This window comes from Streptococcus sp. cx1 (assembly GCF_052384325.1).
Classification (GTDB): domain Bacteria; phylum Bacillota; class Bacilli; order Lactobacillales; family Streptococcaceae; genus Streptococcus; species Streptococcus salivarius_G.
The window spans coordinates 52,707-70,091 of record NZ_JBQSUN010000005.1 but is presented as its reverse complement, the minus strand read 5'-3'; the positions used below and the strand labels follow the sequence as shown (position 1 = coordinate 70,091).

The window sequence follows — 17,385 nt, the reverse complement described above, 5'->3', positions numbered from 1 at the left end:
AGGACCCCTTGAGTGAAATAAAAAAAATTGAGAGTATCAACTTTAATAATTATTTTCCAGATATCTCTGATGAAAAAGAAACGTTGAGAGTAATCCAAGAAAGTGATATTTCAATTAATTTTGGAGTAAGTAAGAAATTTGAAGAAACAAAAAGATGTATCTTAGAAATTGAAATCAATGTTGAAGAGTATTTAGAATCCGATATTCTTTTTAGGGATGTAAATTTGAGAGCTTCGATTATTTTTGAGGTTGAGAAATTAACAAATGAGAGTATTTTTTTGGTATACATTGGTTTTCTAAAAGAACTGTTATCATATTTAGAAGAAATAACTACGTTTAAAGATAGTCCAGTTAAACCGATGTCTTTTGAAGACTTAATTGAAGAAAGTGAAAAGGATAGAAGGAATTTTATTCCTGAAAAAAGTAATTAATTTTAGACTATTATCAACTTTAGTGAGATATAATAGCTAACATATATTGGGGGGGATACTTAGGTCCTCCTTTTTGTTTTGTCGGTTTCGATACAGCAGGAACGTTTTTTCGAAATTACAGGAATATTCTGAAAATTTCTTGACATTACTTTCCAAAGTGGTAACATATGTTGTAAGAAATTTTATAGATTGAAGGTAACATCATGAGAAGTGATATGATCAAAGTTGGTGTTGATAAGGCACCAGCACGCGGACTTTTGTATGCGACTGGGCAAGTTAAATCTGCCAAGGATATGCGAAAGCCCTTCATTGCTATTTGTAACTCTTATATTGACATTGTTCCAGGGCATGTTCACTTGCGTGAATTAGCAGATATTGCCAAGGAAGCTATCCGTGAGGCTGGCGGTATTCCTTTTGAGTTTAATACCATTGGTGTGGATGATGGGATTGCCATGGGGCATATTGGGATGCGTTACAGTCTTCCATCTCGTGAATTGATTGCCGATTCTGCAGAAACAGTTATTAATGCCCACTGGTTTGACGGGGTTTTCTACATTCCTAACTGTGATAAGATTACACCAGGGATGATTTTGGCGGCTATGCGTACTAATGTGCCAGCAGTATTTTGTTCTGGTGGACCTATGAAGGGTGGCGTTGACATGACTGGTCATCAAGCGACTCTCTCAAGTTTGTTTGAAGCAGTAGGTACTTATCAGGCTGGTGATATGAGCATGGATGAGCTCGATTATTTGGAGAAAAATGCTTGTCCAACTTGTGGTTCATGTTCAGGAATGTTTACCGCTAACTCAATGAACTGTTTGATGGAAGTTTTGGGCCTTGCCCTTCCAGGTAACGGTACTATCCTAGCCGTTTCAGATGAACGTCGTGAATTGGTTCGTCAAGCAGCCACAAAATTGATGGATAACATCAAAAATAATGTTCGCCCACGTGATATTGTGACCAAAGAAGCTATCGATGATGCGTTTGCTCTAGATATGGCCATGGGTGGTTCAACCAATACTGTTCTTCATACTCTTGCTATTGCGCGTGAGGCCGGTATTGACTATGACCTTAAGGACATTAACGAAATTGCCAAGAAGACACCTTATCTCTCTAAAATTGCACCTTCAAGTGTTTACACTATGCATGATGTGCACGAAGCTGGTGGTGTTCCAGCCATTATCAATCAGTTGATTAAAAAAGGAGCCATTAAGGGTGAGCGTATTACAGTTACTGGTAAAACTTTGAAAGAAAACGTAGCTGGTGCTGAAATCAAGAATGAAGAAATTATCCATCCAATTGAGCATCCTATCTCACCAGTTGGTGGTTTGTCTATCCTTTACGGTAATATTGCTCAGGATGGAGCTGTTATCAAGGTCGGTGGTGTAGATCCGTCTGTTAAAACTTTCCGCGGTAAAGCTATTTGTTGTGATTCACAAGATCAGGCCCTTGAGTTGATTGATAATGGAACAGTTAAGAAGGGCCATGTCGTTGTCATTCGTTACGAAGGTCCTCAGGGTGGACCTGGTATGCCAGAGATGCTTGCGCCAACTTCTAAGATTGTCGGACGCGGTCTAGGTAAGGATGTGGCACTGATTACGGATGGTCGTTTCTCAGGAGCTACTCGTGGTATTGCTATTGGTCACGTTTCTCCAGAAGCAGCAGAGGGTGGTAATATCGCCCTAATCGAAGATGGCGATGAAATCGTGATTGACCTACCAAATCGTACCCTTGATTTGCTTGTCGATGATGCAACCCTTGAAGAACGTCGCAAACATTTGAAACCTTTCAAATCAAAAATTTCAAGTGGTTGGTTGCGTCGCTATACAGCCTTTGCTAAATCAGCTAATGTCGGCGGAACTTTGATGAGTGACGAAGAATTCGAAGAACGTAAAGCAGAACGTCAAGCACAAGAAAAAAACTAAGAACATTCTTTCCGAAGAGTTTGTGATATTTTTCTCCGAAACCCTTGCAAATTTGGTTAAAAATGTTATCATAGTATACAAGGTTTTGAATTTTTAGACAATTCGAAAAAAACAACTACTAAAGGAGGTCCATGTGAAGAAAATTGAACTTGAAGAAGCACGCTCTGGTGCTGATTTAATTCTAGATACACTTCTTGAACTTGGGATTTCAACTATCTTTGGATATCCTGGCGGAGCGGTTCTTCCTTTGTATGATGCTATTTACAAAAATGACAAGATTAATCATATCTTATCTCGTCATGAGCAAGGAAGTCTGCACGAAGCTGAAGGTTATGCCAAATCAACTGGTAAACTCGGTGTTGCTCTTGTAACGAGTGGTCCTGGTGCCACTAATGCTATTACAGGGATTGCAGATGCTATGAGTGATAGCGTACCTCTCCTAGTCTTTACTGGTCAGGTCGCAATACCAGGTATTGGTAAGGATGCCTTCCAAGAGGCTGACATTGTCGGAATTACCATGCCGATTACAAAATATAATTATCAGATTCGCGATACAGCTGATATTCCTCGTATTATTAGGGAAGCGGTTCATATTGCAACAACTGGCCGACCTGGTCCAGTTGTTATCGACCTCCCTAAAGATGTCGTAGCTAAGGAAACAGCCTTCATCAACGATCCTGAAATTAATCTTCCAAGTTACCAACCGACGCTAAGACCAAACGAAATGCAAATCAAGAAAATCTTGAAGCAGTTGGGTAAAGCTAAGAAGCCGGTTATTGTAGCTGGAGGTGGCGTGTCTTATTCTGAATCTGCTAAGGAGCTAGTTGCTTTTGCAGAACGCTACAAAATCCCAGTTGTTACAAGTCTTTTAGGTCAAGGGACAATTGCTACTAGTCACCCCCTCTTCTTGGGTATGGGTGGTATGCACGGTTCATATGCAGCTAACATTGCTATGACCGATGCTGACTTTATGATTGCCATTGGTTGTCGTTTTGATGACCGTTTGACAGGTAATCCTAAAACATTTGCTAAGAATGCCAAGGTTGTCCATATTGATGTAGATCCAGCTGAGATTGGTAAAATTATTGCAGTGGACCTTCCAGTTGTTGGTGATGCCAAGCAAGCTCTTGAAATGCTCTTAGCAGAACCAGTGGTTAAGAATAACACTGAAAAATGGATTGAAAAAGTTACAAAAGACAAAGAGCGTGTACGTTCTTACGATAAGAAAGAACGTATGGTACAGCCTCAGGCAGTTATCGAGCGTATCGGTGAATTGACTAAGGGTGACGCGGTTGTTGTTACTGACGTTGGTCAACATCAAATGTGGACAGCTCAGTATTATCCATACCAAAATGAGCGTCAATTGGTGACCTCAGGTGGTCTTGGAACAATGGGATTCGGTGTCCCAGCAGCAATTGGTGCTAAAATTGCTAATCCTGATAAAGAAGTTATCCTCTTTGTTGGTGATGGTGGTTTCCAAATGACGAATCAAGAATTGGCTATCTTAAATATTTACAAGGTGCCAATCAAGGTTGTTATGTTGAATAACCACTCACTTGGTATGGTACGTCAATGGCAAGAGTCCTTCTACGAAGGGCGTACATCAGAGTCTGTCTTTGATACCCTTCCAGATTTCCAATTGATGGCTCAAGCTTACGGCATTAAGTCTTACAAGTTTGATAATCCAGAGACAATTGATCAGGATTTGGAAGTTATCAAGGAAGACGTGCCAATGTTCATCGAGGTGGATATCTCTCGTAAAGAGCATGTCTTGCCGATCGTTCCGGCCGGTAAGAGTAATCACGAAATGTTGGGGGTGAAGTTCAATGCGTAGAATGTTAACAGCTAAACTTCAGAACCGTTCGGGTGTCCTTAACCGCTTCACAGGTGTTCTTTCACGACGTCAAGTTAACATTGAAAGTATCTCTGTAGGAGCTTCTGAGGATCCTAACGTTTCACGTATTACGATTATTATTGATGTGAATTCTCAAAATGAAGTGGAACAAATCATCAAACAGCTTAATCGTCAGATTGATGTGATTCGCATCCGTGATATCACGGATCAGCCACACTTGGAACGTGAAGTTATCCTAGTTAAGGTATCAGCACCAACCTCTAAACGTGCTGAAATCTTGGCGATTATTCAACCTTTCCGTGCTTCGGTGGTTGACGTGGCACCAAGCTCTATCACTATCCAGATGACTGGTGATGCTGAAAAGAGCGAGGCGCTTTTACGAGTTATTCGTCCTTACGGAATCAAGAATATCGCTCGTACGGGTGCTACTGGATTTACCCGTGATTAAAAAATCCAACTTAAATTTGTTAACCCAGCCTTAAAAAGGCAATAAAATATTTTTTTAGAAAAGAGACATATTACTATGGCAGTTCAAATGGAATATGAAAAAGACGTAAAAGTAGCAGCACTTGACGGTAAAAAAATCGCCGTTATCGGTTACGGTTCACAAGGTCATGCGCATGCACAAAACTTGCGTGATACAGGTCACGATGTGATCATCGGTGTTCGTCCAGGTAAATCATTTGATAAAGCTAAAGAAGATGGTTTTGATACTTACACAGTAGCAGAAGCAACTAAATTGGCTGATGTTATCATGATCTTGGCTCCAGACGAAATCCAACAAGAACTTTACGAAGCAGAAATTGCTCCAAACCTTGAAGCTGGTAATGCTGTTGGTTTCGCACACGGATTTAACATCCACTTCGAATTCATCAAAGTTCCTAAAGATGTTGATGTTTTCATGTGTGCTCCTAAAGGACCAGGTCACTTGGTACGTCGTACATTTGAAGAAGGTTTTGGTGTTCCTGCACTTTACGCAGTATACCAAGATGCTACAGGTAACGCTAAAGACATCGCTATGGACTGGTGTAAAGGTGTTGGTGCAGCACGTGTTGGTCTTCTTGAAACAACATACAAAGAAGAAACTGAAGAAGATTTGTTTGGTGAACAAGCAGTTCTTTGTGGTGGTTTGACTGCCCTTATCGAAGCTGGTTTTGAAGTCTTGACTGAAGCTGGATATGCTCCAGAATTGGCTTACTTTGAAGTGCTTCACGAAATGAAATTGATCGTTGACTTGATCTACGAAGGTGGATTCAAGAAAATGCGTCAATCAATTTCAAACACTGCTGAATTCGGTGACTACGTATCAGGTCCACGTGTTATCACTGAACAAGTGAAAGAAAATATGAAAGCAGTTCTTGCTGACATCCAAAATGGTAAATTCGCTAACGACTTCGTTAACGACTACAAGGCTGGACGTCCAAAACTTACTGCTTACCGTGAAGAAGCTGCTAACCTTGAAATCGAAAAAGTTGGTGCTGAATTGCGTAAAGCAATGCCATTCGTTGGTCAAAACGACGACGACGCATTCAAAATCTATAACTAATGTGATAGTCTCGAAAACCAGCCTAGTGCTGGTTTTTTGTGTTCTGAAGAGAGTGGTTGGTAATCCGACTGCTCTTTTTTGGTAGATAAATTGTAAAATATAGTGCAACAAAAAAAACCTCACTCCATTAAGGAGTGAGAATAGCTATAAATTAGTAAGTCAAGACAAAGTTTTTCTTCTTACCACGACGGACAACAGTAATTTCATTATCAATTTTATCTGTGTCTGAGAGAGTGTAATCCAAGTCTTGTACACGTTCACCGTTGATGTAGATAGCGCCATTTTGGACATCTTCACGTGCTTGGCGTTTAGATGGAGAAATCTTGGCATTGACGAGAAGTTCAACGATGTTAAGATTTTCGTCTGCTGAAATTTCATAGGTTGGCACACCGTGGAGAGCAACTTTGAGGTCACGTGCTGAGAGAGCTTTAAGATTACCAGCGAAGAGTTGTTCAGTGATGTGAACAGCTTGTTCGTAGGCTTCTTTACCGTGTACCAAGGTCACAACTTCACGAGCCAAAACCTTTTGTGCCAAGCGTTGGTGACGAGCTTGATCAAATTCTTTACCGATTTCTTCGATTTCTTCAAGTGACAAGAAAGTGAAAATCTTCAAGAAGCGAACGGCGTCATCATCCATAACGTTGAGCCAGAATTGGTACATTTCGTAAGGGGTTGTTTTAGTAGCATCAAGCCAGACAGCGTTACCTTCTGATTTACCGAATTTTTTACCAGTTGAATCTGTGATAAGTGGTACAGTGATGACGTGTCCAGATTTATCTGCTTTACGACGCAAGAGCTCAGTACCTGCTGTCATGTTACCCCATTGGTCAGAACCACCAATTTGGAGGGTTACGCCATATTTATCATTGAGTTCATAGAAATCGTAACCTTGCATGATTTGGTAGGCAAACTCAGTGTAAGAGATACCTGTTTCGATACGTTTCTTAACAGATTCCTTACTCATCATGTAGTTAACTGTGAAGTATTTACCTACGTCACGCAAGAAATCAATGAAGCTGACTGAACCAAACCAGTCATAGTTGTTGACCATAACAGCCTTGTTGTCACCATTTTCAAAATCAAGGAAACGAGAGAGTTGTCCTTGGATTTTTTCAACCCAACCTTCAACGGTTTCTTTGGTTTGCAGGCTACGTTCAGCATCTTTAAATGATGGGTCACCAATCAAACCTGTTGCACCACCAACGAGGGCGTAAGGTTTGTGTCCAGCCAATTGAAGTCGGCGACTTGTAAGGATAGCTACAAGGTGTCCAAGGTGGAGACTGTCTGCTGTTGGGTCATAACCAGTGTAGTATGAGACTGGTCCCTCTTCAAAGGCTTTTACAAGGGCTTCTTCATCTGTGGTTTGAAAAATCAAGCCACGTGCTTTTAGTTCTTCAAAAATTGTCATGATATTCTCCAGTAAAGTATATTCTGCACCATTATACCAAAAGAAAGTAGGCCTATGCAAGCTTTGTCAAAGTTTGTTATAATAGGCTTTGAGGTATTTCTATGAATTTTGAAAAAATAATAAATTATTTTAGGCGACTAGGGCAGACTATTCGTACAAGGTTTGCTGGTTCTAGGTCTAAAAGAGGAGATAAATCTTTTAAAGAAAGGAAAGCTACGACTGGATCTAAGTGGAATCGTAAGCAAGCACGGAAGTCGCCTGAGGATGGGATGACACTCTTAGACATGGGTGATGTTTTCTTAAAAACCTTAAAGCTCTTGTCTGATTTCTTTTATGTGGTTATTATCGTTCTTACCTTATTCGGTGCAGGAATTGGTTTGGGTTATCTGGGGAGTCAAATTGAGTCTGTTCCGTCGATTAAGGACAAAACCTTGTTGAATCAGATTAGTGAGGTTAGTTTGGTATCTTCGATGAGCTATTCCGATTCCAAGAAGATTGCGGATATTGATACTGACTTGCTGAGAACACCTATTGAGAGTGATGCGATTTCTAACAATGTCAAAAATGCCATCATTGCGACTGAGGATGAAAATTTTAAAAAGCATAAGGGTGTTGTACCAAAGGCAGTTTTTAGGGCTTTGGTGTCATCAGTTTTGGGGGTTGGCTCTTCAAGTGGTGGTTCGACGCTAACGCAGCAGTTAATCAAGCAACAGGTAACAGGCGATGCGCCAACCTTTAAACGTAAGGCGGCAGAGATTATCTATGCCTTACAATTGGAGCGTCGCGCTTCTAAAAATGAAATTTTAACCGATTATCTGAATGTTTCTCCTTTTGGACGTAACAACAAGGGGAAAAATATTGCTGGTATTGAGGAGGCTGCTCAAGGTATCTTTGGGGTATCTGCAGCGGATTTGACAGTTCCTCAGGCGGCCTATCTGGCAGGTTTGCCACAGAGCCCGATTGTCTACTCACCTTATACAGCTGACGGTCAATTAAAAAATGCAGAGGATCTTTCTTATGGCTTAGCACGTCAGCAAGATGTACTCTACAATCTTTATCGCGGTGGCTATCTAGATAAGTCGCAGTATGAAAGCTATAAGGATTATGATATCACTAAAGATTTCAAGGCTGGTGAGAAGTCTGATGCCGTAAGTCATGACTATTTGTACTATTCTGTCATGTCTGAGGCTCAGGATGTCATGTATGATTATCTCGTTAAACGTGACAAGGTATCGAGTCAAGATTTGAAAAATGATAAGACCAAGGAAAGCTATCGTGAGAGGGCCCTACAAGAGCTACAAACCGGTGGCTACAGCGTTAAGACAACTATTGATAATGCAGTTTATAATGCGATGCAAGATGCTGCGACTCAATATGGTGGCCTCCTCGACCAAGGTGGAAATAGTGGAGTTGAAGTCGGAAATGTGCTCATGGATAATGCGACTGGAGCAATTCTAGGATTTGTTGGTGGTCGTAGTTACGAAAATAATCAAAATAACCATGCCTTTGATACGGCACGCTCCCCAGGCTCATCTATTAAGCCTATTATTGCTTATGGAATTGCTATTGATCAAGGTTTGATGGGTAGCTCAAGTATCCTTTCTAACTACCCAACTAATTTTACGGGTGGAACGCCTATTCTCCATGATGGTGATAAGGGTACAGCTATGATGAACCTACAAGAGGCACTCAATACCTCGTGGAACATTCCAGCCTTTTGGACATATCAAATGCTTCAACGTCATGATGTTGACGTTGAGGGTTACATGACCAAGATGGGTTATAAGATTGCTAACTACAATATCGAGAGTTTACCTCTTGGCGGGGGAATTGAAACCACGGTTGCCCAGCAAGTAAATGCCTATCAAATGCTTTCAAATGGTGGCGTCTATGAGAAGGGTCATATGATTGATAGTATTACTGACCGGACTGGCGAAGTTATCTATCAGCATAAATCTGAAGGGGTTCAAGTCTTTTCAAGAGCTACGGCTAGCATCATGGATAACCTGCTCAAGGAAGTTGTGGTTAAGGGAGCGACAACTCAATTTCATTCTGAATTGAAAAATGTCAATGGTGCAGCTGCCTCAGCTGACTGGATGGGTAAAACAGGAACGACAGATAACTTTGCGGATGCTTGGTTGATCGTCTCAACGCCTGGTATTACTCTTGGTGGTTGGGCTGGTTATGACAATAATACACCAACCAATTCTAAAACGGGTTACACCTACAATGCGCAATATATGGCTCGTTTAACTTCCGCCATCTACAATGCCAATCCAGGTATTTTTAAAACGGGAGATAAGTTTAATATCGATTCAAGTGCTATTAAGGCAAGTGTGCTCAAATCAACAGGTCTTAAACCAGCAACAGTGTCTGTCAATGGTCGTAATGTTTCTGTAAGTGGTGAAATGGTTGATACTTATTGGGCTAAAAATGGGCCTGGAGATACAACCTACAAATTTGCTATTGGTGGAACTGACAGTGACTATCAAAAAGCCTGGTCTAGCATTCTTGGAGGGCATTAGGAATTCCCAAGAAAACTTGCAAAAAAGTAAAAAATTAGGTATAATAAAGGCAACTATTTGTCGTCTTACTTGGTTGAAATATTGTCCAATCAAGAGATACAGCAGTTAAATCAACGTTTTTTCGGTCAGATTTAGCTGCTATTTTTGTGCTTATTTTTAGGATTTTCAAGTGTTGTAACGCATATTTAAAGGTTCTAAAAATTAACAGACTAAGTTTTTTGCTTATCCTTAATCAGATAAGTGGATGTTAGTGTTTAATCACTTGTTAATGGGACAAGCAACTGAACAAGGCAGAAGACAAATATTTAAAGTGCACGACTTGCAAAGCAGGTCTCGAATGTAGAAAAGGAGTAGAAGACTTGGCAGGACATGACGTTCAATACGGGAAACATCGTACCCGTCGTAGTTTTTCAAGAATCAAAGAAGTTCTTGATTTACCAAACTTGATTGAAATCCAAACGGATTCATTCAAAGAATTCTTGGATACTGGTCTTAAAGAGGTTTTTGAGGATGTACTTCCTATCTCAAACTTCACAGACACTATGGAATTGGAATTCGTTGGTTACGAATTGAAAGAGCCTAAGTATACACTTGAAGAAGCTCGTATCCACGATGCATCATACTCAGCACCTATCTTTGTGACTTTCCGTCTTATTAACAAAGAAACTGGTGAAATCAAAACTCAGGAAGTCTTCTTCGGAGATTTCCCTATTATGACTGAGATGGGTACTTTCATCATCAATGGTGGTGAACGTATTATCGTTTCTCAGTTGGTGCGCTCACCTGGTGTTTACTTTAACGATAAGGTTGATAAAAACGGTAAAGTGGGTTATGGATCAACAGTTATCCCTAACCGTGGGGCATGGCTTGAGCTTGAAACAGATTCAAAAGACATTGCCTACACTCGTATCGACCGTACACGTAAGATTCCATTCACAACGCTTGTGCGTGCGCTTGGATTCTCAGGTGATGACGAAATTGTTGATATCTTTGGTGATAGCGAGTTGGTTCGTAATACCATTGAAAAAGATATCCACAAAAACCCAGCAGATTCACGTACTGATGAAGCGCTTAAAGAAATTTATGAACGTCTTCGTCCAGGTGAACCAAAAACTGCCGACAGCTCACGTAGCTTGCTTGTAGCTCGTTTCTTTGATCCACGTCGTTATGACTTGGCTGCTGTTGGTCGTTACAAAGTCAATAAAAAACTTAACATCAAGACACGTCTTTTGGGACAAACAATTGCTGAAAACTTGGTAGATCCTGAAACAGGTGAAATCCTTGTTGAAGCTGGTACCGAAATGACACGTGATGTGATTGATTCAATCGCAGAATACTTGGATGGTGATTTGAACAAATTTGTATACACACCAAACGATTATGCGGTGGTTACAGAACCTGTTGTTCTTCAAAAATTCAAGGTTGTTGCACCAAATGATCCAGATCGTGTGGTTACAATTGTTGGTAATGCCAACCCAGATGATAAAGTTCGTGCTTTGACAACAGCGGATATCTTGGCTGAAATGAGCTACTTCCTCAACCTTGCTGAAGGTATCGGTAAAGTAGACGATATCGACCACCTTGGTAACCGTCGTATCCGTGCGGTTGGTGAATTGCTTGCTAACCAATTTCGTATTGGTTTGGCTCGTATGGAACGTAACGTACGTGAGCGTATGTCAGTTCAAGATAACGAAGTCTTGACACCACAACAAATCATCAATATTCGCCCTGTAACTGCTGCTGTTAAAGAATTCTTCGGTTCTTCACAGTTGTCACAGTTCATGGACCAACACAACCCATTGTCAGAGTTGTCACACAAACGTCGTTTGTCAGCCTTGGGACCTGGTGGTTTGACACGTGACCGTGCTGGATATGAAGTTCGTGACGTGCACTACACGCACTACGGTCGTATGTGTCCAATTGAAACACCTGAAGGACCTAACATCGGTTTGATCAATAACTTGTCTTCATATGGACACCTTAACAAGTACGGTTTCATTCAAACACCATATCGTAAGGTTGACCGTGCAACTGGTAAAGTAACCAACGAAGTGGTTTGGTTGACTGCTGATGAAGAAGATGAGTACACAGTTGCTCAGGCTAACTCTAAATTGAACGAAGATGGAACATTTGCAGAAGAAATCGTTATGGGTCGTCACCAAGGTAATAACCAAGAGTACCCATCACACCTTGTAGATTTCGTGGATGTTTCTCCTAAACAGGTAGTTGCCGTTGCGACAGCATGTATTCCTTTCTTGGAAAACGATGACTCTAACCGTGCCCTCATGGGTGCCAACATGCAACGTCAGGCTGTGCCTTTGATTGATCCTAAAGCACCTTATGTTGGTACTGGTATGGAATATCAAGCTGCCCATGATTCAGGAGCTGCAGTTATTGCTCAACACGACGGTAAAGTTGTTTACTCTGATGCTGATAAAGTTGAAGTTCGTCGTGAAGATGGTTCTCTTGATGTTTATACTATTCAAAAATTCCGTCGTTCAAACTCAGGTACTGCCTACAACCAACGTACTTTGGTTAAGGTTGGCGATATTGTTGAAAAAGGTGACTTTATCGCTGACGGTCCATCTATGGAAGGTGGAGAAATGGCCCTCGGTCAAAACCCTATTGTCGCATACATGACATGGGAAGGTTACAACTTCGAGGATGCCGTTATCATGAGTGAGCGTCTTGTGAAAGATGACGTTTATACATCTGTTCACTTGGAAGAATTCGAATCAGAAACACGTGATACAAAGCTTGGGCCTGAAGAAATTACACGTGAATTGCCAAACGTTGGTGAAGAAGCCCTCAAAGACCTTGACGAAATGGGTATTATCCGTATCGGTGCTGAGGTTAAAGAAGGTGACATTCTTGTTGGTAAGGTAACACCTAAGGGTGAAAAAGACCTTTCTGCTGAAGAACGCCTTCTCCATGCTATCTTTGGTGATAAATCTCGTGAAGTACGTGATACATCACTCCGTGTACCTCACGGTGGTGATGGTGTCGTTCGTGATGTTAAAATCTTCACACGTGCAAACGGTGATGAATTGCAATCAGGTGTTAACATGCTTGTTCGTGTTTACATCGCACAAAAACGTAAGATCAAGGTCGGAGATAAGATGGCCGGTCGTCACGGTAACAAAGGGGTTGTTTCTCGTATTGTTCCTGTTGAAGACATGCCTTACCTTCCAGACGGTACACCAGTTGATATCATGTTGAACCCTCTTGGGGTGCCATCACGTATGAACATCGGTCAGGTTATGGAACTTCACCTTGGTATGGCTGCTCGTAACTTGGGTATCCACATCGCAACACCAGTCTTTGACGGGGCAAGCTCAGAAGACCTCTGGGATACTGTTCGTGAAGCAGGTATGGATAGTGATGCTAAGACAATCCTTTACGATGGACGCACAGGTGAACCATTTGATAACCGTGTGTCAGTTGGTGTCATGTACATGATCAAACTTCACCACATGGTTGATGATAAACTTCACGCCCGTTCAGTTGGTCCTTACTCACTTGTTACCCAACAACCTCTTGGTGGTAAAGCACAATTTGGTGGACAACGTTTCGGTGAGATGGAGGTTTGGGCCCTTGAAGCTTATGGTGCATCAAATATCCTTCAAGAAATCTTGACTTACAAGTCAGATGACGTTAACGGACGTTTGAAAGCCTATGAAGCTATCACTAAAGGTAAACCAATTCCAAAACCAGGTGTACCAGAATCATTCCGAGTACTTGTTAAAGAATTGCAATCACTTGGTCTTGATATGCGTGTCCTTGATGAGGATGACTACGAAGTTGAATTGCGTGATCTTGATGAAGGTGAAGACGACGATGTCATGCACGTTGATGATCTTGAAAAAGCACGTGTACAACAAGCCAAAGAAGCTGCTGAATTAGAAAAAGCTAAAGAAGAAGCTTCAGATAAAACAGAATAAATAAGCTTTAGAGAGGGAGTTCACACTCTCTGCTAAGGTAGCTGATAAAGGTGAGAATAGCGCTGCTATTGTCAATAGAACAAAAGAAAGGTAATACTAGTGGTTGACGTAAATCGATTTAAAAGTATGCAAATCACACTAGCTTCACCAACTAAGGTCCGTTCATGGTCTTATGGTGAAGTTAAGAAACCTGAAACAATCAACTACCGTACGCTCAAACCAGAACGCGAAGGTCTCTTCGACGAAGTGATCTTTGGTCCTACTAAAGACTGGGAATGTGCGTGTGGAAAATACAAACGTATCCGTTATAAAGGTATCGTTTGTGACCGCTGTGGTGTTGAAGTAACACGTGCTAAGGTTCGTCGTGAACGTATGGGTCACATCGAGTTGAAAGCACCAGTATCACACATCTGGTACTTCAAGGGAATCCCTTCTCGTATGGGATTGACTTTGGATATGAGTCCTCGTGCGCTTGAAGAAGTTATCTACTTCGCAGCTTACGTGGTTATCGATCCAAAGGAAACACCACTTGAACCAAAATCTCTCTTGACAGAACGTGAATATCGTGAAAAATTGCAAGAGTATGGACATGGTTCATTTGTCGCTAAAATGGGTGCAGAAGCTATCCAAGATCTCTTGAAACAAGTGGATTTGGAAGCTGAAATTGCTGAACTCAAAGAAGAGTTGAAGACAGCAACTGGTCAAAAACGTGTTAAAGCTGTTCGTCGTTTGGACGTTCTTGATGCCTTCTATAAGTCTGGTAACAAACCAGAATGGATGGTTCTTAACATCTTGCCAGTATTGCCACCAGACCTTCGTCCAATGGTTCAATTGGATGGTGGACGTTTTGCGGCATCTGACTTGAACGATCTTTATCGTCGTGTTATCAACCGTAACAACCGTTTGGCTCGTTTGCTTGAATTGAATGCCCCAGGTATCATCGTGCAAAACGAAAAACGTATGTTGCAAGAAGCGGTAGATGCCCTTATCGATAATGGACGTCGTGGTCGTCCAATCACTGGACCAGGTAGTCGTCCACTTAAATCTTTGAGCCACATGCTTAAAGGTAAACAAGGTCGTTTCCGCCAAAACTTGCTTGGTAAACGTGTTGACTTCTCTGGACGTTCCGTTATCGCCGTTGGTCCAACACTTAAAATGTACCAATGTGGTGTGCCACGTTTGATGGCCATCGAACTTTTCAAACCATTTGTGATGCGTGAAATCGTTGCGCGTGAATACGCAGGTAACGTGAAAGCCGCTAAACGTATGGTTGAACGTGGTGACGAACGTATTTGGGATATTCTTGAAGATGTTATCAAGGAACACCCAGTACTTCTTAACCGCGCACCTACCCTCCACCGTTTGGGTATCCAGGCCTTCGAACCTGTCTTGATTGATGGTAAGGCCCTTCGTCTTCACCCACTGGTATGTGAGGCCTACAATGCCGACTTTGACGGTGACCAAATGGCCATCCACGTTCCATTGTCTGAAGAAGCTCAAGCTGAAGCACGTTTGCTCCTTCTTGCGGCTGAACACATCCTTAACCCTAAAGACGGTAAACCGGTCGTAACGCCATCTCAGGATATGGTTCTTGGTAACTACTACTTGACTATGGAAGAAGAAGGCCGTGAGGGTGAAGGTATGGTCTTCAAGGATATTGATGAGGCGGTTATGGCTTATCGTAATGGTTATGTTCACTTGCATAGCCGTGTCGGTATCGCAGTAGACAGCATGCCTGATAAACCTTGGAAAGAAAACCAACTTCACAAGATTTTGGTTACAACTGTTGGTAAGATTCTCTTTAACTCAATCATTCCAGCAGAAATTCCATATCTTCAAGAAACAACAAATGAGAACTTGACAGATAGTACACCAGATAAGTACTTCCTTGAACCAGGTCAAGATATCCAAACAGTTATTGATAGTTTGGAAATTAATGCGCCATTCAAGAAGAAAAATCTTGGTAACATCATCGCTGAAACCTTCAAACGTCTTCGTACGACTGAAACATCAGCCTTCCTTGACCGTTTGAAAGACCTTGGTTACTACCACTCAACACTTGCTGGTTTGACAGTGGGTATCGCCGATATCCCAGTTATCGATAACAAACAAGAAATTATCGATGCTGCTCACCATCGTGTTGAAGAAATTAACAAGGCCTTCCGTCGTGGTTTGATGACAGATGATGACCGTTATGTTGCTGTTACAACAACATGGCGTGAAGCGAAAGAAGCACTTGAAAAACGTCTGATTGAGACACAAGATCCTAAGAACCCAATCGTTATGATGATGGACTCAGGAGCTCGTGGTAACATCTCTAACTTCTCTCAACTTGCCGGTATGCGTGGTTTGATGGCCGCGCCTAACGGACGTATCATGGAATTGCCTATACTTTCAAACTTCCGTGAAGGTTTGAGCGTTTTGGAAATGTTCTTCTCTACTCACGGTGCGCGTAAAGGTATGACCGATACGGCCCTTAAGACAGCCGACTCAGGTTACCTTACTCGTCGTTTGGTTGACGTTGCCCAAGATGTTATCATCCGTGAAGATGACTGTGGAACAGACCGTGGTCTTCTCATCCGTGCGATTACTGACGGTAAAGAAGTTACGGAAACACTTGAAGAACGTCTTCAAGGTCGTTACACTAAGAAATCAGTTAAGAATCCTACAACAGGTGAAGTAATCGTAGGTCCAGATACTTTGATTACTGAAGACATGGCTGCTGCTATTGTCAATGCTGGTGTTGAAGAAGTAACTATCCGTTCAGTCTTTACATGTAACACACGTCACGGTGTCTGCCGTCACTGTTACGGTATCAACTTGGCAACAGGTGATGCGGTTGAAGTTGGTGAAGCAGTTGGTACTATCGCCGCTCAATCTATCGGGGAACCTGGTACACAGCTTACTATGCGTACCTTCCACACCGGTGGGGTAGCCTCAAACACCGATATCACACAGGGTCTTCCACGTATCCAGGAAATCTTTGAAGCACGTAACCCTAAAGGGGAAGCGGTTATCACTGAAGTTAAAGGTACTGTTATTGAAATCGAAGAAGATGCCGCAACACGTACTAAGAAAGTCTTCGTTCAAGGTAAGACTGGAATGGGTGAATACGTTGTTCCATTTACAGCTCGTATGAAAGTTGAAGTGGGTGACGAAGTACACCGTGGTGCAGCCTTGACAGAAGGGTCAATCCAACCTAAACGTCTCCTTGAAGTGCGTGATACCTTGTCAGTTGAAACTTATCTTCTTGCAGAAGTACAAAAAGTTTACCGTAGCCAAGGGGTAGAAATCGGTGACAAACACGTCGAAGTAATGGTTCGTCAAATGCTTCGTAAAGTACGTGTTATGGATCCAGGTGATACAGATCTCCTTCCAGGTACACTTATGGACATTTCTGACTTCACAGATGCTAACAAGGATATTGTTATCTCTGGTGGTGTTCCTGCAACATCTCGTCCAGTTCTTCTTGGTATTACGAAAGCCTCACTTGAAACAAATTCATTCTTGTCAGCGGCTTCCTTCCAAGAAACAACACGTGTGCTTACAGATGCAGCTATCCGTGGTAAGAAAGACCATCTCCTTGGTCTTAAAGAAAATGTTATCATTGGTAAGACTATTCCTGCTGGTACAGGTATGGCTCGTTACCGTAACATTGAACCACTTTCAGTTAACGAAGTTGAAGTTATTGAAAATATTGCTGTTGATGAAGCAATTGTGGAATCATCTGAAGACTAATACGAAATCAAAAGAA

General features: G+C 41.8%; 9 protein-coding genes. 8 read left to right on the top strand and 1 reads right to left on the bottom strand.

Going from position 1 to position 17,385, the window contains the following annotated elements; translation table 11 throughout:
- The first annotated feature begins 8 nt into the window (after positions 1-8).
- The 5 genes from ACT170_RS07545 (at position 9) to ilvC (ending at position 5,757) form a co-directional block, all read left to right on the top strand.
- The gene (locus ACT170_RS07545) at positions 9-431 is read left to right on the top strand and encodes a hypothetical protein (RefSeq protein WP_444818178.1); all 423 of its coding nucleotides are present in this window, start codon (positions 9-11) and stop codon (positions 429-431) included.
- Positions 432-634: 203 nt separating this feature from the next.
- Positions 635-2,356, top strand: a complete 1,722-nt coding sequence (gene ilvD / locus ACT170_RS07540; RefSeq protein WP_151404347.1) for a dihydroxy-acid dehydratase — start codon at positions 635-637, stop codon at positions 2,354-2,356.
- A 133-nt stretch (positions 2,357-2,489) separates the two neighbouring features.
- Positions 2,490-4,190: an acetolactate synthase large subunit gene (locus tag ACT170_RS07535; RefSeq protein ID WP_444818177.1), complete on the top strand. Its 1,701-nt coding sequence runs from the start codon at positions 2,490-2,492 to the stop codon at positions 4,188-4,190.
- Positions 4,183-4,659 (top strand): acetolactate synthase small subunit, encoded by a 477-nt coding sequence (gene ilvN, locus ACT170_RS07530; protein ID WP_002887025.1) that lies wholly within the window; start codon positions 4,183-4,185, stop codon positions 4,657-4,659. The genes ACT170_RS07535 and ilvN overlap by 8 nt, the downstream gene beginning before the upstream one ends.
- A gap of 75 nt (positions 4,660-4,734) precedes the next feature.
- Complete coding sequence (gene ilvC / locus ACT170_RS07525) at positions 4,735-5,757, top strand: ketol-acid reductoisomerase (protein WP_002885764.1); 1,023 nt, start codon at positions 4,735-4,737, stop codon at positions 5,755-5,757.
- 151 nt (positions 5,758-5,908) lie between these two features.
- Here the strand turns inward: ilvC and tyrS are convergent, their stop codons facing one another.
- A complete protein-coding gene (gene tyrS / locus ACT170_RS07520) occupies positions 5,909-7,165 on the bottom strand; it encodes a tyrosine--tRNA ligase (protein WP_347095249.1) in 1,257 nt (418 codons plus the stop codon).
- 101 nt (positions 7,166-7,266) lie between these two features.
- Here tyrS and pbp1b point away from each other — a divergent pair, with 101 nt between their 5' ends.
- From pbp1b to rpoC, 3 genes are all read left to right on the top strand, one after another.
- Positions 7,267-9,690 carry a penicillin-binding protein PBP1B gene (gene pbp1b, locus ACT170_RS07515; RefSeq protein ID WP_444818176.1) on the top strand — a complete coding sequence of 808 codons (2,424 nt, stop codon included), beginning with the start codon at positions 7,267-7,269 and terminating at the stop codon, positions 9,688-9,690.
- A 359-nt stretch (positions 9,691-10,049) separates the two neighbouring features.
- A complete protein-coding gene (rpoB, locus tag ACT170_RS07510) occupies positions 10,050-13,631 on the top strand; it encodes a DNA-directed RNA polymerase subunit beta (RefSeq protein WP_002885744.1) in 3,582 nt (1,193 codons plus the stop codon).
- A 99-nt stretch (positions 13,632-13,730) separates the two neighbouring features.
- A complete protein-coding gene (gene rpoC, locus ACT170_RS07505; RefSeq protein ID WP_002887020.1) occupies positions 13,731-17,369 on the top strand; it encodes a DNA-directed RNA polymerase subunit beta' in 3,639 nt (1,212 codons plus the stop codon).
- The last annotated feature ends 16 nt before the right edge of the window (positions 17,370-17,385 follow it).